This is a genomic window from Legionella nagasakiensis (genome assembly GCF_900639915.1).
GTDB classification, from domain to species: Bacteria; Pseudomonadota; Gammaproteobacteria; order Legionellales; family Legionellaceae; genus Legionella_A; species Legionella_A nagasakiensis.
Genome location: NZ_CAAAID010000007.1, coordinates 1 through 18,443 on the forward strand (window position 1 = coordinate 1; position 18,443 = coordinate 18,443).

Consider the following 18,443-nt stretch of genomic DNA (forward strand, 5'->3'; position numbering starts at 1 on the left):
TTTTTTGGCAGCTTGAAGCAAGAACGAGTGCAATGGAAACATTATCAGACGCGTTCTGAAGCACATCGAGATGTACTAAATTACATCACGGTTTTTTATAATGATTTTCGGCTTCATTCAACGATTGGTTATAAAAGCCCTAATCAATTTGAAAAGGAAAGAGGGTTGTTAAAAATGGTTGCTTAACTGGTGTGTCGCAATTTGTTTGACCACGTCAACTGCCTGGTTTTGGATTTAGTTGCTTAATAATATGGATTATATGATGAAGTCTTTCGTCATTCATATGATACTTTTTCATCAACTGCCGATAATGACGATGACCTAACAACTCGATATCTTCACAAACCATTTGCTTTGCTAGCAAGACATCCGGAGTTTGTTCAAAAAAATCAAGCTGAACCAGCAAGGCCTCTACCAAATCATTGGTTGCACATCCAATTGGGTCAAACCGTTGAATACGATGTTTCACCACCACAATCTCTTCTATATCAACCGGATATAAACGACTAGAAAGCATTGCATGAAGCTCTGTCAAGGGAAGCGTGAGAAAACCATCTTCATTAATGGCGTCAATGATAGCAAGACCAATGGCCCTATCAATATCAGACATTGGCGTTAAATCTAATTGCCATCGTAAATGGGCTCGTAAATCAGAGGTCGTACTGCAACAATTCTCGTAATTTAGAGAACTGTCATCCAGATCAAAATGATGTCTTTTATCAGGATATTGGCTTATTTGTAAGTTGGTGTTGCAGCGCTCATGAGAGAATGATGCAACAGAAGATTGCCATTCATCTTGATTATCGTCTTTTAATTCAAGCATGGGATTTGATTCAATCTCATGTTGAATTTCTTGTTGCAGCTCTACCGTAGATAACTGCAACAATCGAATAGACTGCTGCAATTGCGGCGTAAGTTTTAACTGCTGGTTCATTTTTAGTTGCAGCGATACCTTCATGCCATTCCCTTAATTTATGAAATGATCGTGCTGACTTAGTTTAAACAATACCCGAGTAAAATATGGTTAACAAGTTTTATGGACAGTGGAGAAATATCTACCTCAATTGCGTTGACTTGTCTGGTTGCAATCCTATATGGAGGTTAATTTCTTCAAATGGATCAGGAGCATTGATTAGATTATAAGCCTGTAAATCCGCTGCTTCATGCTCATGTTCAGCAATATAACATTCAGCAGCTTTATCTGATATATAGCCTTTTCGAACAGGGTGTGAATCATTACGATATGAAAAATATTGACTGCCGGCAATACTATGATTTGCTAGTGGTCTAGAACCATGACCGATGGCATGTGATTGTAAAGCCCCTTCAATTTCCTGCATAATATTCAACCAAGAAGCCGCATCAACGGCCTTATTTTGAAATTGATAAATTGTAATTTGTTTACAAGCAACCTCCGCTCTGCCTTCTTCACTGTCTGCCATTTTTCTTGCCAAAACATCAGGACTTAAAACTTTAATGCCAGTGACCCGATGTGCCATCAAAATTGGATAGATGAGCGCCCAGGCTTCAGAGATCTGTGTAGGCTCTATGGATATATGTAACTTCCAACCGGTTGGTTGTGCATGCATGGCAAGAAGTGCAGCGCGGCGGTCAAGCGGTGCGGTACGTTCACGAGGCGCTTTTTTTTCAAGAAAATTAATATGGATGTATGACCCAAGGGCATAAGCCTTATAACATCCTGTTTCTTTACCAAGAATATGGGGCAAATTGTCGTATCTATAAATCTCTTTCACCACAACCTCCTCTTGGTGTGAAACCCTTGGTGGGGCATCAAATACACCCTCTACAGGCTGACTTTTTATTCCTCTAAACCGATGGATCAATTCTGCCGTTTTAAGCACTTGTTTCTTAGACAATAGCATTTTTTGTTTTAAGTCTTCCTCTCGCATCGCTTTCTTTTCTTCAGGCTTTTGCAGACTTCGCTTCGTTGTTTTCATCTTTACAACTCCTGCTCTTTAATAATTCAAATAAATTACCGCTCGGGAGTTAAAAGAGTATATTCCCGCATGGATTTACAAAATGTTTCTTCAATGACCAAAAAACTTAATATAAAAGCAAAAAAACCAAGCACTATCATTAGGCTAAATACCTGTTGATAATCACTAAGCTGGTAAACGCCATGACTACCGGATACGTTTGCCAGAAGATAGCCCAATAATGGGGCATTAATGGCCGCACAAAACATAATCATGGTATTGTTAAATGCAAGTCCGACAGCAAGATAACTTTCTTTGCAATACTCAGCAATAATTGCAAAACCAACGCTTTGACCACTGGCGCCAAGGCCGAGAAGGAAGAAGCAAATGGTGGTGGTCGTTTTGCCAATTGGAAGATAAAGAATACCGGTCAGAGCAATCAACATAACAACGGCACTTAAAATCATAACAGGCGTTCGCTGCTCTAACCAGTCAGAGAGATAGCCAATTAAAGGGCAGCCGAATGCATATCCCAGCCATGCCAACGTTATCATGTAGGAAGAAAAAGTGGAGGAAAATCCTTTGGCCATTAAAAAAGACGTCCCCTCATTTTCGGATAAATATTCAATTGAAAAATAAACCATCGCCGAAAAAAGCGCGATAAACCAAATTTGCCTTTGGCTTATCAGGCGGCGAAGATTCAATAATATCGACGATGAGCGTGATAAAATCAAAAATTTTTCAGTGGTTTGTTTTTTATTAGCGACAAAACTTAATACTAAAACTGAAATGACAGCTGCCACCATCGCAAGAGAAATAAAAAATCCGCGCCAGCCAATACGGTTTGTGTCAGCCAATGCATTTAATGGGCCGGCAGCCAGCATGGGGCCGAGGGTACCTATAAATTGAGACAAACCAATAAATAAGGCGATATTTTTGCGCGGCATCCAATCATAAACAGCCACCAAAAGACAGACGAACCCAAAAGAAGAACCAAATCCCATCATAACCCGAAAAAGAACAGCCATATCAAACTGATGGGTAAAAGCAAAACCCAAATTAGCCAAGCCGCAAGTAAACACAGCAAACAACAATGTTTTTTTCAGTCCGAACCGGTCAACAATGATACCAACAGGCAACTGCATGATGCCATAAATCAACTGATAAGCCGTTGAACTCAAAACAGCAAATTTCAACGGTGAAAGTTGCAAGTCTTTCATAATGGGGTATTGAAAGGTACCTAGCACAGTTCGCAATAAAAATTCATACATAAAAAACAAGGCACAAACAATCCATACGATCAGGCCACGGGGAGTAATTTTATTTGAATTCATACGTTTTCAATTTGTTGAGATTCGTTCCATGCCTCCAAAGCAGTCTCCGCACGTGTATTATCAATAAAAGTAGCTATTTTGAAAATGGTCTGGCCTTCATGAATAAGCGGATGACGATTTACACCAACCACAATCCCATTATGTGGTGCTTTTACCGGCTCAACCGTATCAGCACTAAAAGGATCGCTAATAAGACCAATCACTTGGTTTTTGCGAATCTTTTGGCCTAATTCGACCTCTGTATTAAGCACACCACTACGATGGGAATATATCCATTCTTGATCTTGCGAAAAAATAGGTTTAAAACCACTATCGTCGACGGTTGTATCATTAGGAAGCATTTCAAGCGCTTTCATGACATTTTTGATTCCTGCCAAGCCAAGCTCGATTTCTGACTCACCAAACCGCATTGCCTCCCCCGCTTGATACACTAAAAGAGGCATACTTAAGTTTTCTGTGGTTTGGCGTAATGTATTATTTTCTGTAACCACGTTCGTAATAACAGGTGCTGCAAAACATTGAGCAAGTTTCTTACTTTCAGGGTCAGCCAGATTGCAATAAATCTGCGGTAAAATATCATGATTCAGAGAACCAGTTTGCAGCTCAATGCAGTAATTTGCTTTAGATAAAATCTCTCGGGTAAAAAAGTAGGCAATTCGCTGGCCATACGTTCCATCTTCTTGTCCGGGAAAGCAATGCTCAAGATTTGTTTCATAATTCAGATTGTTTGAATGACTGGTCAGTCCAAGCACATTTAGGACAGGGATAGCAATTAAAGTACCATGCAACTGTTTTAATTCATCCGACTGCAGCAATCGATTAATGATTTCAAGTCCATTGAGTTCATCCCCTTTTACGGTAGAAAAAATAAGCAAGCATGGCCCTGCCTGCTTACCATGAACCACTTTGATGGGCATATAAAAAGAAACACAGGAATAAAATTCTGGGAGAGGCAGCGCCAAATTAGCGGTTTCACCGGGATGTATCGTCACATTACAAATAGGCAAATTAGAATTTTTCATAAATACTTAAAATTTATCTCATTCCTCACTGTATACAAAGAGAACATCTTAACAAATTTTGCAATAACGGGCAAAAAACAGGGGATTCAGCAATAAAATCAAGTCGGCTTTGCCTATGAGGCTTATAAAAAATTCTAGTCTTTAGGCTTAAAAGGTGACAAATGCACCTTAGAAAAAGGATCGTATTCTTCCTGATGATTTGCATTTACTGAACGTTTGTTTTCCTCATGGATACGCTTGAATAATTCATCGATGTCTTCCGGGCATTCCTTCTCATTATCCGTTTGTTTTTTTCTCATTTTATCCGTCATTTCTTTTGACCCTGTTGACATAATCTCCACCTTAAGCAATGACTGTCTAATATTAAGCATAGCAGTTAAAAAATTAACCTGCTTATTAACTCATGAGTGATTTAAACCAATCATTAAAAAAGCTAGAATAAAAATCCAGAATCCATCTTCATAGTGACTATGCGCCATTTTAGCTTATTTGATCATGTTTTATGCGAAATTGATACAGCAATACGTACCTTGCTTGTGCCTAAGAAGCGGGTCGCCCGCCGGCCAAACCCAGGAGAAATCATTCCAGACCACCCCATGAGCGAACAAGAAAAACGTCACGTCGCCGGATTAATGCGTGTCAATCATGCTGGAGAAGTATGTGCTCAGGCACTGTATCAAGGTCAGGCTTTAACCGCGAAATTAACTCGGGTGAAAGCACAAATGGCTGAGGCAGCCGCCGAAGAAATTGATCATCTGGCATGGTGCGAGCAACGTTTAGATGAGCTGAACAGCCAAGTTAGCCGACTCAATCCTTTATGGTATAGTGGTTCATTAATGATTGGCATGCTTGCAGGACTGGCGGGGGATCAATGGAGTCTTGGATTTGTTGCGGAAACGGAACGCCAAGTTTCAATGCATCTAGAAAAACATCTAAAAAAAATTCCTCCAGAAGATGACAAAACCAAAGCGATTTTAGCTCAAATGAAAGCGGATGAAACACATCATGCCCAAATGGCTCACGAGGCCGGGGCTGCAGAATTACCTTATTTTATCAAACAACTAATGAATGGCGTATCAAAACTAATGACCCAAAGCAGCTATTATATATAGGCCGTATTAATGAACTGACTCAGCATGATGCCTTGATGGGGGAAATGCATGGAAACAGGTACACTTTTTATTCTCCTTGTCATTTTAATAGCTTACTTATTTGATTTTATTAATGGATTTCATGATGCAGCCAATTCTATCGCCACAATTGTCACCACAGGCGTTCTAACGCCTCGACAAGCAGTACTTTGGGCAGCCTTTTTTAATTTTATTGCGTTTATGTTCTTTAATCTAATGGTGGCTAAAACCATTGGCCACGATCTAATCGATACCAACATAATGAACACCCAATTAATTTTCTCAGCACTCATTGGCGCAATCAGCTGGAACTTACTGACGTGGTATTACGGCTTGCCCTCCAGCTCTTCTCATGCCCTGGTCGGTGGTTTGGCAGGGGCGGCAATCGCTCTACACGGCACGGCCGCATTAAAGCCAGCTGGATTTATTAAGGTAGCGGTTGGGATATTCATTTCGCCCGTTATAGGATTTTTAATGAGTGTATTGATTGCATTTATTTTATTGCGCATGCTTCATCGTCACAGTGAATACACCTTAAATAAAGCATTTAAACTATTCCAATTAGCTTCATCCGCACTATTAAGTTTGACGCATGGGGGAAATGATGCACAAAAAACCATGGGCATCATTGCTGTATTATTATTTTCAGCATCATGGCTGGATGGTACATTTTATATTCCTTTTTGGATTGTCATTTCCTGTCATGCCGTCATCAGCTTAGGAACGCTGGCTGGAGGCTGGCGAATCGTACATACCATGGGTACTAAAATAACCACACTCAACCCCATGAAGGGATGCATTGCTGAAACTGGTGCCGCATCGATTATTTTCGTTTCGACTGAGCTTGGAATCCCAGTCTCGACGACGCAAACCGTGACGGGCGCCGTTGCCGGAGTGGGACTTACTGCGGGCTTAAAAGGAACGCATTGGCCAGTTCTGGGAAAAATATATCTTTCCTGGCTTCTGACCATTCCAGCAGCAGGCATTATTGCGGCAATCTTACAAACACTTCTTCAGTAAATACGTTCAATGGCATTCGGCAGAACATTCGTCGTCTCGATGTAATGTACTGTTTACCCGACTAAAGGCGAAATAAACCACCACACCAATTATCATCCAAATAATAAAACGCAACATAGTAAACCAAGGCAGATTAAAGATTAAATAAGCACAGGATAAAATTCCCAGTATTGGGATATAAGGCATAAGCGGCGTTTTAAATGGTCTTGGCAACTCCGGTCTAGTATAACGCAAAATGATAACGCCAGAGCACACGATAATAAATGCAAACAGCGTGCCAATGTTCACAAGTTCCGCAAGATCACCAATAGGAACCAGAGCGGATGTTAACGCCATAACCAGCCCACAAAGAATAATAATGCGCACAGGGGTTCTTGTTCTGGTATTAATCACGGAAAAAAATTGTGGCAACAAGCCATCACGTGACATGGCAAAAAATACTCGACTTAATCCATAAAACAACACCAACATCACGGTCGTTAAACCCGCTATAGCACCCACCCCAATCATGCCGGCTATCGTTTTGTGACCCAGCATTAACAAGGAGTGACTGATAGGAGATGCAACATTAAGCGTACTATAATGAACAATTCCCGTTAAAAGACCTGAGACCACAATATAAAGCAAGGTACAAATCAGCAGTGAACCAATGATGCCTATGGGCAGATCCCGCTGAGGATTTAATGCTTCCTCTGCCGCAGTTGAAACAGCGTCAAAACCAACATACGCAAAAAAAATGAGCGAGGCGCCCTGCATGACTCCATTCCAACCAAAAGGAGAAAATGGAATCCAGTTTTTGGGATTAACTTCTATGACAGCAATCGTAATAAAAAGGAAAATAACCAACAGCTTAATCAATACCATGACCGAGTTAAAGCGCGAGCTGGATTTAACGCCCCAAATCAACAGCACAGACAAGACACCAATAATGCTCATTGCCAACAAATTAATAACACCACCATCCATAGGCCCATGCAGGAGAAAGAAAGGCAAATGAATTTTCATCGCCAGTAAAAAATCATTAAAATAACTGCTCCACCCCACAGAAACGGCGGAAACAGCAATAGAATATTCAAGCAACAAATCCCAACCTACAATCCAGGCAATAACCTCGCCAAATCCAGCATACGCATACCCGTAAGCACTACCACAACCACCAATCGATGCGGCAAGCTCAGCATAGGATAAAGCCGAAAAAGCACAGGCAAGTCCTGCCATAATGTATGAAAAGACAATGGCAGGGCCAGTTTGGGTGGCAGCAACAATACCAGTAAGCACAAAGATCCCTGCGCCAATAATGGCGCCGATGCCAAGAAAGGTCAGATCCATTGCGGACAAACATTTAAGCAAATGTTCACTGCAATCCGTCAAACTGTTAATCTCTTTTTTACGCAACAAGTCCATGTTAATATGCCCAAATCAAAGGTGTTATTTTTATAATCATTGGATTACTTCCCTAAAAAACATATCAATTAAATGATAACATTTCATTCAGAATACACTCTTAGATACTTTATCACCAAAGAATATCTTACAAAACATCGGATAATTTTTAAACAAATAAAATATACCATTATTTGCTCCTTTTTTTTGTTATTTCAACCTCATGCTCATGCTTCCGAAATCTGTCATAATTGGCTAAAATGGATTAGACCAGTCTGCCAGCGCATGCATCAAATCTGGCGTGAAGGGGATAATGAACTCTACTTAACCGGCTACGCATGGCATAATCGTTATACTTATTCAAAAGAAAAGATAGACAGCTATAATGAAGCAGCCTGGGGAGGAGGACTCGGAAAAAGCTATTACGATCAGGATGGTGATTGGCATGGGCTGTATGCATTTGCATTTCTGGATTCCCATAAAAATATAGAGCCTATCGCTGGCTATGCTTTTTTAAAAACAGCACATTTAAATGAAAATATTAAAATAGGGGCGGGGGTAACACTCTTTATTACCGCCCGCTCAGATATTTTTAATAACATTCCTTTCCCAGGGGCCTTACCTGTTCTTTCATTGACCTATCGTAAAGCCTCCTTGGGCGCACTCTATATTCCTGGAGCGCAAGGTGCAGGTAATGTACTGTTTTTATTAGGAAAATATCGATTTTAATCTATGTAAACCGCATAACATGCGTTAGTCATTCTTCTCGAAATATGCTATCGTTAGGATGAAAAAGGTCTACACGTCCACAAGGAAGTTAAAATGAAATCATTTACTGAACAAGCCAAATGGTACGCTGAATACCATCAAAAAAAAGCAACGCTGTACACTCATATGGTGGGAGTGCCAATCATCATTCTTTCTTTGATGATTCTACTCGGTTTTGTTCATGTTTATATTCCTGGCATTCTGGATATTAAGCTGGCTGATCTGGCTGTATTGGCATTGCTCATTTATTATTTTCGTCTAAATTGGCTTTTAGCGCTTATAACACTCCCTCTTTTTGCACTTCTTTTATGGATTGCCGATTTATTTAACTATGCTGGGCCAACTTCTTTTGCCCTTTGGTCATTTGTCATTCTTTTAGTTCTCGGCTGTTTTCTGCAATTAGTCGGTCATTTTATTGAGGGAAAACGCCCAGCATTGACCGACAATTTTTGGCAAGCGCTCGTTGCCCCCTTATTCTTGCTTGCAGAACTCTTTTTCTTGGCAGGAAAAATGCAGACGCTTAAAGAAGAGATACACGGAGAAGAATCGACATCGACACCCATTGATACCAAATAAAAGGGGGTCCTAATTACCGCATTTTTTTCCTGACTTTTTGAATGGCGCGAATCTGAGCCACAGCACGTGCAAGCTCAGCTGCAGCAACAGAATAATCAATCTCAGTGTTTTTATTTGCAATGGCTTCTTCGGCACGAGTCTTGGCTGCAAGCGCTGCAGCCTCGTCCAAACTATCAGCGCGTTGGACTGCATCGGCAAGCACCGTGACATAAAATGGCTGAACTTCCAGCATACCACCGGAAATGTAATAGATTTCTTCTGCGCCGCCGGGCAACGTGATCCGAACCTCACCCGGCTTAAGCAGTGTTAGCAAAGGTGCATGTCCTGGAACGATGCCCAACTCACCCAACTCACCAGTTGCCACGACCATTTCAACAATACCGGAAAAAATTTCCTGTTCTGCGCTAACGATATCCAAGTGTGTTGTTATAGCCATGTCTGACTGCCTCATAGATTTTTGGCCTTGGCGACCGCCTCATCGATGTTACCAACCATGTAAAATGCCTGCTCTGGTAAATCATCATATTCACCAGCAAGAATTCCCTGGAAACCTTTAATGGTGTCTTTTAGTGACACGTATTTCCCTGGAGAACCAGTAAACACTTCGGCAACAAAGAAAGGCTGCGACAAATAACGCTGTATTTTACGTGCTCTAGATACGACGCGTTTATCTTCTTCAGATAATTCATCCATACCAAGAATCGCAATAATATCTTTCAGTTCTTTATAGCGCTGCAACGTTTGTTGCACACGTCGAGCCGTATCATAATGCTCTTGTCCAACGATGAGCGGATCCAACTGGCGAGAAGTGGAATCAAGAGGATCAACCGCAGGATAAATGCCTAGTTCAGCAATTTGTCTTGATAAGACAACCGTAGCATCCAAGTGAGCAAATGTTGTTGCAGGGGATGGATCGGTCAAGTCATCCGCTGGCACATAGACGGCTTGAATGGAGGTAATTGAACCGGTTTTAGTCGAGGTAATGCGCTCTTGAAGCATCCCCATTTCTTCCGCCAATGTGGGTTGATAACCTACTGCTGAGGGCATACGACCTAATAATGCCGACACCTCAACACCAGCCAAGGTATAACGATAAATGTTATCGATAAACAATAACACATCACGACCTTCATCACGAAACTTCTCGGCCATGGTCAACCCTGTCAAGGCAACACGTAAGCGGTTACCAGGTGGTTCATTCATTTGTCCATACACAAGTGATACTTTATCCAATACATTGGATTCTTTCATTTCGTGATAAAAATCATTTCCCTCACGAGTACGCTCACCCACGCCAGCAAAGACAGAGTAACCGCTGTGCTCAATCGCAATATTGCGAATCAATTCCATCATGTTAACGGTTTTACCAACACCGGCGCCACCAAACAATCCAACTTTACCGCCCTTGGCAAATGGGCATAACAAGTCAATAACCTTGATCCCTGTTTCCAATAATTCCTGGCTGCCTGCTTGTTCTTCATAACTTGGTGCATGACGGTGAATCGCCCAATATTCTTCAGAATCAATAGGGCCAGCATCATCGACCGGACGACCGAGTACATCCATAATTCGTCCAAGTGTTTTCTTACCAACAGGAACTTGGATAGCCTCACCGGTGTTTTTTGCTTGCACGCCTCGTTTCAAACCATCGGTCGACCCCATGGCAATGGTACGCACAATGCCATCACCTAATTGCTGCTGTACTTCAAATACCAAATCGCCTTCTACCAACTTCAGCGCATCATTAACTTTTGGTACGTCTTCACGCGGAAACTCCACATCAACAACGGCACCAATTACTTGAACAACGGTTCCTAAACTCATCATTTACCCTCTTTATAAAGCATCTGCACCACCGACAATTTCTGCTAACTCTTGTGTAATTGCAGCTTGTCGGGCTTTGTTATAGGCTAGTTGAAATTCTTTAATCAATTCACCAGCATTATCCGTTGCACTTTTCATGGCAATCATTTTTGCGGCCTGCTCACAGGCTATGTTCTCGACAACAGCCTGATAAACTTGCAATTCAATGTACCGCTCTAGCAACTCATCCAACAACTCCTTGGCATCAGGCTCATAGATATAATCCCAATGATGTCCTAATGTTTTGCTGTCTTCTTCAGAAATTGGTAACGGTAACAATTGCTTAATGAGCGGCCTCTGTGTCATCGTGTTGACAAACTCATTATAAATAACGTGCAATGCATCTATTTCTCCCTGGTAAAATGCATCGAGCATCACTTTAACAACACCAATCAATTCATTAACCCCAGGTGCGTCGCCCAAATTATCAATAGAAGCAATAACACGTCCACCCACACGTTTAAAAAATGACTGGCCTTTTCGGCCAATAACGCACAAATCAACTTCCTTGCCTTGAGTATGCCAAGGGCGCATTGAATTCAAAGTTTCGCGCAGTAAGTTGGAATTTAATCCACCACAAAGACCGCGATCAGAAGTTACCACAATAACGCCAACCCGCTTGATTTCACGAGCACTCATAAATGGATGACGATATTCAGAATTTGCACGGGCAATATGCTTCACAACTTCATAAATTTTTGTAGCATAAGGCCTGGAAGCGCGCATTCTATCCTGAGTTTTGCGCATCTTGCTCGCAGCAACCATTTCCATTGCTCGTGTGATTTTTTGCGTGTTTTTGATACTCGCAATCTTCGAACGGATTTCTTTTGCTCCAGCCATAATTTTGCTTTACCTCAGTCATTCACATTGCACATTGATTATCATCTACCAGCTGCCCGTGCGCTTGAATTCTTCAACGGCCGCTTTTAGTTGCGACTCAATGTCTTCATCATACGTACCAGCTTCATTAATTTTCTGCAATAAAGCTTCATAAGAACCATGCATGAAGTCGCGCAGGGACGATTCAAACGCACTCACTTCAGCCACAGGCACATCATCCAGATAACCTTTATCCACAGTGAACAGTGCTAACGCCATCTCAGCAACTGAAAGAGGTGAATATTGAGGCTGCTTCATGAGCTCGGTGATTCTTTGACCACGCTCTAGTTGCTTGCGTGTGGCTTCATCCAAGTCTGAAGCAAACTGCGAAAACGCTTCCAATTCACGGAATTGCGCCAAAGCCAAGCGAGTACCACCGCCTAATTTTTTCATAATTTTTGTTTGAGCAGCACCACCAACCCGAGAAACAGACAACCCTGAGTTAATGGCTGGGCGAATTCCCGAGTTAAATAAATCAACATCAAGAAATATCTGGCCATCTGTAATGGAAATGACGTTGGTAGGAACAAAAGCAGATACGTCACCTGCTTGCGTCTCAATAATCGGCAGGGCAGTTAATGAACCTGTTTTACCCTTAACTTCACCATTCGTCAGTTTCTCAACTTCAGCCGCATTAATTCGCGCAGCACGCTCTAAAAGCCGCGAATGCAGATAGAAAATATCCCCAGGATAAGCTTCACGACCTGGTGGACGTCGTAATAACAGTGAAATCTGGCGATAGGCCCAAGCTTGCTTCGTTAAATCATCATAGACTATCAACGCATCTTCACCACGCTCCATAAAGTATTCACCCATGGTACAACCCGTGTATGGTGCAATAAACTGCAATGCAGCAGCGTCTGCAGCACCAGCAACCACAACAATCGTATGCTCCATTGCGCCATGCTCTTCCAGTTTACGTACGATAGCAGCCACCGAGGAAGCTTTCTGGCCAACAGCCACATAAATGCATTTTATGCCAGTGCCCTTCTGATTGATGATGGCATCAATAGCAATAGCGGTCTTACCTGTTTGTCGATCACCAATAATCAATTCACGTTGACCACGACCAACGGGTATCATAGCATCAACGGCTTTTAGTCCGGTCTGTACAGGCTGGTCAACGGACTTACGCGCAATTACACCGGGAGCTACTTTTTCAATAGGCGATGATTTATCCGTGGCAATTGGACCTTTGCCATCGATAGGATTACCTAGTGCATCGACAACACGCCCTAACATACTTCTACCCACAGGCACTTCCAAAATACGACCAGTGCATTTGCCTTTTTGACCTTCAGACAACGTGCTGGCATCCCCTAAAATAACCGCGCCAACCGAATCACGCTCAAGGTTAAGTGCAAGGCCATAAATGCCACCAGGAAATTCAATCATTTCACCTTGCATGACCTCAGCCAAGCCATGTAAACGCACAATACCATCTTTCAGACTTACAATGGTGCCTTCATTGCGTGCCTCAGAAACAACCGCAAATTGCTCGATTTTTCTCCTGATCAGTTCACTGATTTCAGATGGATTTAATGATATTTGTTCTGACATGGAATCTATCCTCTAAAATTACGCGGCTAAACTTGTGCCAAGTTTATTTAATTTACCTCGCACCGAGCCATCGATGACCAAATCGCCTGCCTGTATAATTGCACCACCCAAGAGTGACTCATCAATTTCCACATCCAAGGTAATTTGTCGCTGCAAACGACGGCTTAATGATTCGATTAAATGCTGCTGTTGCCCGTCGGATAATGTTGAAAAACTACGTACACGAACCTTCAGGGTTTTCTCTTGTGCCGCCCGCAATGCTTCGTATTGAACACTAATATCGGGCAGTAGCATTAAACGTTTATTTTGGGCAAGCAAAGCAATCAAATTCTCTATTGCATTTCGCTCGTTGTCATAACTGGAACTTAAAAACAAAGAACACAATAGTTCACGTTGAAGGGAAATAGTGCTTGTTGGATTATCAATGAATTGCTCGGCATTGGGGTCAAGCACGGCTTGCGCCAAGACATGTAAAACCGTTGACCAGGAAGCAAGTTGACCACTTGCAAGAGCATGCTCAAAAATCGCTCTTGCATAAGGTCTGGCAATAGTAGTCGTATCAGACATGTCAAATCTCTTCGATCAAGTTATCCAGCAATGCACGGCTTGCCTTCTCATCAATTTCCTGCTTGAGTATCCTTTCAGCACCAGCGACTGCTAACGCAGCAATTTGCTTACGTAGGTCATCACGAGCACGATTAACGTCCTGAGCAAGCTGCTCTTGGGCAATCTTAGCAAGTTTTTGTGCTTCAAGGCGGGCTTCGTTTTTTGCATCTTCAATGATTTGGCTTGCACGGCGGTTCGCTTTTTCAACAATATCAGCGGCTTGTACTTTCGCCTGCTTCATATCATCCTTTATGCGATGCTGTGCCAACTCAAGCTCTTTTCGTCCTCGCTCTGCTGCAGCCAGCCCGTCAGCGATCTTATCTTGTCGCTCTTCCAGTGCCTTGGCAAGCGGTGGCCAAACGAATTTCATGGTAAACCAGACAAATGCGGCAAAAACCAGCATTTGTATGACCAATGTTAAATTGATTTCCAAGGTCTTTCTCCTGTAACTTTCAGGTGCTCACACCTTAGTACGTTTTATCAAGAACCCAAACTGCTCAAGAAAGGGTTGGCAAACGTGAAAAACAATGCAATACCAACACCAATCATGGTAACCGCGTCAAGAAGTCCAGCAACAATAAACATTTTAACCTGAAGCATAGGAACCATTTCAGGTTGGCGAGCAGAACCTTCCAAAAATTTGCCACCCAATAATCCAAAACCAATTGCAGTGCCAAGTGCACCCAATCCAATCAACAGCGCGACTGCAATAACAGTCATGCCCTGAACTTGCGCGATTAAACTTGCAGCTTGCATATAATTCCCCTTAATAGATATTATTGATAAAAAACTTGTAATGTCTTAACTAATGCTCTTCATGGGCAAGACTTAGATAAACAATCGTCAACACCATGAAAATAAATGCTTGCAGAGTAATAACCAAAATATGGAAAATTGACCAAGCAAGAGCCAATAAAAATTGAGTAACACTCAGTGTCACGGAGCCAGCAACAGAAGCAGTGGTTGTATTTAAGGTCAGCAAAGCAATGAGAATGAAGATGAGCTCGCCAGCATATAAGTTACCAAATAAACGCAGTGCTAATGAAATTGGCTTCGCAATTAATCCAACCAGTTCCAACAACAAATTAAACGGGATAAATAAAGGATTGTTAAATGGCTGAAGCGTCAGCTCTTTGACAAATTTTTTACCGCCTTTTACCTTGAAACTGTAAAAAAGAATGAGGATAAATACGGAAATAGACAATGCGAACGTCAGATTCAAGTCATTTGTTGGGACAACTCTAAGATAATGCACCCCCAGCAACTGGGCAATAGACGGTAAAAAATCCACAGGAACAATGTCCATAAAATTCATCAGAAAGACCCAGATGAATATGGTCAAGGCCAATGGACCAATGATTTTATTTTTCCCGTGAAAACAATCTTTTACCTGATTATCTGCAAACGTTAACATCAGTTCGGCAAAATTTTGTAATTTTCCAGGCACCCCTGTCGATACCCGGCGTGCGCCAGCATACATCAGAATCAGAAAGAAAACACCCAGCACAACGGAGAAAAATAAAGTATCAAGATTTAACGTCCAAAATCCGCCATCCGGACCAAGACTCATTTTTTTGAGATCATACGTTAAATAAGTTAAATGATGCTTAATGTAATCGGTGTTTGATACCATCTCAGTCACTTTCTGGCCTATTCTGTTTATTAACAAATATCAATGGAGCAAACCAAAATACCATTTGAGTTACGATGTACGCTGCAAAAAATGCAGTGGGAACAACCTTGAAAAAAACGAATACCAGTGAAAACAAAATCATCGATAAAATTATTTTCAACGCCTCGCCTTTATACAGATTGTTAACGATTTGTTTTGCTGCCCTTGCTCCCTGACATCGAAAGAGCTTCCTAGCAAAATAAGCATTGGGCAATGCGCTAATCAAGCCACCCATCACGGCAGACAGCGCTGCCGTACCACCCGAAATCAATGCAGAGAGCGCCGAGATTAGTACGGTTATACCTAGTTGGCATGCAAAAAAGCGCCGCGCACCACGCAAACCTTGCTGATTTTTCACAATTCCACCCATCGTTTGTCGCGGATTATAAAGTAAACAATATGGATAATCAACGTCAATAAGCCAATTTGTTTTATGTTTTATGTTTATTTTTTAATCTTTTTGGGCAAAATAAATCACTCATTTGTTCCGATGAGTATATAATTAATATAGGAAGGGTATTGATTGATGTACTCTTGAATCATCCAACCAATAGAAGGATAAACTCTATGTCTGAAAAACAACAACGCACCGCCGCACACGTGCGGGAAAAAATGATGAATCGCTATAATGATGGCCTACACCACAAACATGACAAATCTCATAAACCCTATCGGCAACACTACCGTTCACATCCAGTCCAGATGGAAAATCATGCTGAAAAAAAGGAAATAAATGAATCAACCGGCCTTTTACGTGCCTTTAAATTACGAAAAATTCGAAAACGACTGGATAAAGGACGCTTCCATTGATAAAGTATAACTATCCACATCAGGTTAGCCACTTTCCTGATTGGGAATAGCAGCAAAAGGCCTGAGATTTCTCAGGCCTTTTTTATTTTGCAACGTGTGAATAGTGACCAAATCTATGCGCTTGGTCGATCGCTCAAATTATAATATTTAAGTAATTTAACGACGCGCTTTACTCCCGCTGTTTTCCTGGCAATCAGGATGACGCGCGCAGCCTGTGAGGGAATAACATCGCCTAGCAAATACACAACACGGTCAACCGTTACAATTTTAAACTTTTTGGGATTAATGGCTGCATCAGCAATGATCTGGCTGCGTATCTTGGCAGTAATCCAGCTGTCTTGCAACAAACTGCTCTGTTTCTGACGAACACTTAATTGATTAAATAGCCTCCGATAACCCGACAAAGACATCATTCGTTTCTGTGCTTCCTCACGTAATGACGTGGAAGGCACGTGGCCCGCTAATAAAATATCGCCATTAAATATGGCCAAATCAATAAAACAATCAGAACACTTGAAAACCTTATCCCGATATAAAGCGCGACTAGCACTTGCTGCCAGCTGAAAATCACCAACTTGTTTATAGACATTATGGCGATCATAAATCAGTGTCGCCCCTGTCCATACACTACTTAAGCAACCAGATAATAAGAGGGCACTAAAAACAAGGAGAAACACCAATATGCAACTTTTGTACATTTTAAGTGATATACCGGAAAATTTTTACAACTTTGCTAACACCATTAACCTGCCTTGCCACATCAACGGCCAGATTGGCCTGTTCATGGGTAGCAATTCCCATTAAATACACCACGGAATTTTCTGTTACAACCCTGATTGAGCCTGATTCTAAACCTTTTTTAGCAAGCATTTGGGCGCGAACCTGACCTGTTATCCAACTGTCTTTACTGCGTTGACTGAACGAAATAGGATCCTGTACCGTGATTTCATTATATACTCGCAACACCTTCGGCGTTTTTTTAGCAATCTTTTCGGCAAGAACACGTAACGTTGCCTTTGGCGTTTGTCCAGCAAGCAAAACGACCTGATTAAAACTACTGATAACAATATGAGAATCACGAAAATTCGGATCACCGGCTATTTCCGTATTAATCATATAGAAAATCCGAGCATCACGTTCAATCATAACCACGCTGCGCCGATCGTAAACGACAAGACCAGCCGCGCCAGCAACAACAGCCGCCACACAACTTGTTAATAGTGCACTTAAGAGTAAGATAATAAAGGCATTCTTTTTCATGTTTATCCCATCATCTGGCCAAATAATGATTGATCAATCAAATCGCAAAAACAATGCAAAATAAATAAATGCATCTCACGAATCCGCGCTGCATTATCAACGGATATACGCAATTCCATGTCTTCCGGTCCCAGATGATTTGTAAGCACACCACCATCTCGCCCGCTGAGTGCAATGGTATCCATGCCACGATCATGGGCGGCATTGACCGCATGTAACACATTATCGGAGTTGCCCGAAGTAGACAATGCCAACAAGACGTCACCCTCCTGACCAAGCGACTGGATTTGCCGTGCAAATACTTGATCAAAATGTCCATCATTGCCGACGGATGTTAATGCTGAAATATCCGCGGCTAAAACAATAATGGGCAGAGCAGGACGTTCTACCTCAAAGCGATTAAGCATCGCTGCTGAAAAATGCAGACAATTGGCAGCTGACCCACCATTACCGCACAAAAGAATTTTGCCATCACTGAGCAAACAATTCACCAAACGGTGGCCCGCTTTTGCAATGCTGGCCGATAATGAATCCGCCACAGCAATTTTTGCTTCAATACTGACACCGAAAAGATGCCGTACTCGCTCTTCCATTTGTGTCATTTTATGTACCTCAAACTTGTT

The 18,443-nt window shown here is 41.9% G+C and carries 24 protein-coding genes; 6 read left to right on the forward strand and 18 right to left on the reverse strand.

Going from position 1 to position 18,443, the window contains the following annotated elements; genetic code table 11:
- The coding region (locus E1O52_RS07135; RefSeq protein ID WP_165474738.1) for an IS3 family transposase at positions 1–186 on the forward strand (186 nt) is incomplete at its 5' end.
- Positions 187–214: 28 nt separating this feature from the next.
- Here E1O52_RS07135 and E1O52_RS07140 read toward each other — a convergent pair.
- From E1O52_RS07140 to E1O52_RS07160, 5 genes are all read right to left on the reverse strand, one after another.
- A complete protein-coding gene (locus tag E1O52_RS07140) occupies positions 215–958 on the reverse strand; it encodes an RNA polymerase factor sigma-54 (protein ID WP_133128030.1) in 744 nt (247 codons plus the stop codon).
- Between the two features lie 97 nt (positions 959–1,055).
- Entirely contained in the window at positions 1,056–1,958 is a 903-nt protein-coding gene (locus E1O52_RS07145) for a hypothetical protein (RefSeq protein WP_133128031.1), read from the reverse strand.
- 35 nt (positions 1,959–1,993) lie between these two features.
- Positions 1,994–3,271, reverse strand: coding sequence for an MFS transporter (locus E1O52_RS07150; RefSeq protein WP_242602194.1), 1,278 nt, complete (start codon positions 3,269–3,271; stop codon positions 1,994–1,996).
- On the reverse strand, positions 3,268–4,293 hold the full coding sequence (locus tag E1O52_RS07155) for a succinylglutamate desuccinylase/aspartoacylase family protein (protein ID WP_133128032.1): 1,026 nt from the start codon (positions 4,291–4,293) through the stop codon (positions 3,268–3,270). Before E1O52_RS07155 ends, E1O52_RS07150 begins: the two co-directional genes overlap by 4 nt.
- A gap of 134 nt (positions 4,294–4,427) precedes the next feature.
- Positions 4,428–4,625, reverse strand: a complete 198-nt coding sequence (locus E1O52_RS07160; protein ID WP_133128033.1) for a hypothetical protein — start codon at positions 4,623–4,625, stop codon at positions 4,428–4,430.
- Positions 4,626–4,763: 138 nt separating this feature from the next.
- On the opposite strand from E1O52_RS07160, the gene coq7 reads away from it, so the two are divergent.
- Entirely contained in the window at positions 4,764–5,405 is a 642-nt protein-coding gene (gene coq7 / locus E1O52_RS07165; protein ID WP_133128034.1) for a 2-polyprenyl-3-methyl-6-methoxy-1,4-benzoquinone monooxygenase, read from the forward strand.
- Between the two features lie 48 nt (positions 5,406–5,453).
- Complete coding sequence (locus E1O52_RS07170; RefSeq protein WP_133128035.1) at positions 5,454–6,443, forward strand: inorganic phosphate transporter; 990 nt, start codon at positions 5,454–5,456, stop codon at positions 6,441–6,443.
- 6 nt (positions 6,444–6,449) lie between these two features.
- Here E1O52_RS07170 and E1O52_RS07175 read toward each other — a convergent pair whose 3' ends face one another.
- Positions 6,450–7,847, reverse strand: a complete 1,398-nt coding sequence (locus E1O52_RS07175) for an amino acid permease (RefSeq protein WP_133128036.1) — start codon at positions 7,845–7,847, stop codon at positions 6,450–6,452.
- A gap of 186 nt (positions 7,848–8,033) precedes the next feature.
- Here E1O52_RS07175 and pagP point away from each other — a divergent pair, with 186 nt between their 5' ends.
- Both pagP and E1O52_RS07185 read left to right on the forward strand, forming a co-directional pair.
- Positions 8,034–8,555: a lipid IV(A) palmitoyltransferase PagP gene (gene pagP / locus E1O52_RS07180; RefSeq protein WP_423202721.1), complete on the forward strand. Its 522-nt coding sequence runs from the start codon at positions 8,034–8,036 to the stop codon at positions 8,553–8,555.
- Positions 8,556–8,648: 93 nt separating this feature from the next.
- Positions 8,649–9,170: an Mpo1-like protein gene (locus E1O52_RS07185; RefSeq protein WP_133128038.1), complete on the forward strand. Its 522-nt coding sequence runs from the start codon at positions 8,649–8,651 to the stop codon at positions 9,168–9,170.
- Between the two features lie 13 nt (positions 9,171–9,183).
- Here E1O52_RS07185 and E1O52_RS07190 read toward each other — a convergent pair whose 3' ends face one another.
- Genes E1O52_RS07190 through E1O52_RS07230 form a run of 9 tightly spaced genes read right to left on the reverse strand, consistent with a single transcriptional unit; the run spans position 9,184 to position 16,108 of the window.
- A complete protein-coding gene (locus E1O52_RS07190; RefSeq protein WP_133128039.1) occupies positions 9,184–9,606 on the reverse strand; it encodes a F0F1 ATP synthase subunit epsilon in 423 nt (140 codons plus the stop codon).
- Between the two features lie 11 nt (positions 9,607–9,617).
- Positions 9,618–10,994 carry a F0F1 ATP synthase subunit beta gene (atpD, locus tag E1O52_RS07195; RefSeq protein ID WP_133128150.1) on the reverse strand — a complete coding sequence of 459 codons (1,377 nt, stop codon included), beginning with the start codon at positions 10,992–10,994 and terminating at the stop codon, positions 9,618–9,620.
- A gap of 12 nt (positions 10,995–11,006) precedes the next feature.
- Positions 11,007–11,873 (reverse strand): F0F1 ATP synthase subunit gamma, encoded by an 867-nt coding sequence (gene atpG / locus E1O52_RS07200; RefSeq protein WP_133128040.1) that lies wholly within the window; start codon positions 11,871–11,873, stop codon positions 11,007–11,009.
- A 45-nt stretch (positions 11,874–11,918) separates the two neighbouring features.
- A complete protein-coding gene (atpA, locus tag E1O52_RS07205; RefSeq protein WP_133128041.1) occupies positions 11,919–13,472 on the reverse strand; it encodes a F0F1 ATP synthase subunit alpha in 1,554 nt (517 codons plus the stop codon).
- Positions 13,473–13,490: 18 nt separating this feature from the next.
- Positions 13,491–14,039 carry a F0F1 ATP synthase subunit delta gene (locus E1O52_RS07210; protein ID WP_133128042.1) on the reverse strand — a complete coding sequence of 183 codons (549 nt, stop codon included), beginning with the start codon at positions 14,037–14,039 and terminating at the stop codon, positions 13,491–13,493.
- A 1-nt stretch (position 14,040) separates the two neighbouring features.
- The gene (locus E1O52_RS07215) at positions 14,041–14,511 is read right to left on the reverse strand and encodes a F0F1 ATP synthase subunit B (RefSeq protein WP_133128043.1); all 471 of its coding nucleotides are present in this window, start codon (positions 14,509–14,511) and stop codon (positions 14,041–14,043) included.
- A gap of 47 nt (positions 14,512–14,558) precedes the next feature.
- Positions 14,559–14,834: a F0F1 ATP synthase subunit C gene (gene atpE / locus E1O52_RS07220; protein ID WP_019215645.1), complete on the reverse strand. Its 276-nt coding sequence runs from the start codon at positions 14,832–14,834 to the stop codon at positions 14,559–14,561.
- A gap of 49 nt (positions 14,835–14,883) precedes the next feature.
- On the reverse strand, positions 14,884–15,711 hold the full coding sequence (atpB, locus tag E1O52_RS07225) for a F0F1 ATP synthase subunit A (protein WP_133128044.1): 828 nt from the start codon (positions 15,709–15,711) through the stop codon (positions 14,884–14,886).
- A 1-nt stretch (position 15,712) separates the two neighbouring features.
- Positions 15,713–16,108 (reverse strand): F0F1 ATP synthase subunit I, encoded by a 396-nt coding sequence (locus E1O52_RS07230; protein WP_242602195.1) that lies wholly within the window; start codon positions 16,106–16,108, stop codon positions 15,713–15,715.
- A 209-nt stretch (positions 16,109–16,317) separates the two neighbouring features.
- Here E1O52_RS07230 and E1O52_RS07235 point away from each other — a divergent pair, with 209 nt between their 5' ends.
- Complete coding sequence (locus E1O52_RS07235; protein WP_133128046.1) at positions 16,318–16,560, forward strand: hypothetical protein; 243 nt, start codon at positions 16,318–16,320, stop codon at positions 16,558–16,560.
- Positions 16,561–16,673: 113 nt separating this feature from the next.
- Here E1O52_RS07235 and E1O52_RS07240 read toward each other — a convergent pair whose 3' ends face one another.
- Genes E1O52_RS07240 through E1O52_RS07250 form a run of 3 tightly spaced genes read right to left on the reverse strand, consistent with a single transcriptional unit; the run spans position 16,674 to position 18,422 of the window.
- Positions 16,674–17,258, reverse strand: a complete 585-nt coding sequence (locus E1O52_RS07240; RefSeq protein WP_133128047.1) for a BON domain-containing protein — start codon at positions 17,256–17,258, stop codon at positions 16,674–16,676.
- A 1-nt stretch (position 17,259) separates the two neighbouring features.
- Positions 17,260–17,820: a BON domain-containing protein gene (locus tag E1O52_RS07245; RefSeq protein WP_133128048.1), complete on the reverse strand. Its 561-nt coding sequence runs from the start codon at positions 17,818–17,820 to the stop codon at positions 17,260–17,262.
- A gap of 2 nt (positions 17,821–17,822) precedes the next feature.
- Positions 17,823–18,422 carry a D-sedoheptulose-7-phosphate isomerase gene (locus E1O52_RS07250; RefSeq protein WP_133128049.1) on the reverse strand — a complete coding sequence of 200 codons (600 nt, stop codon included), beginning with the start codon at positions 18,420–18,422 and terminating at the stop codon, positions 17,823–17,825.
- Positions 18,423–18,443: the final 21 nt, after the last annotated feature.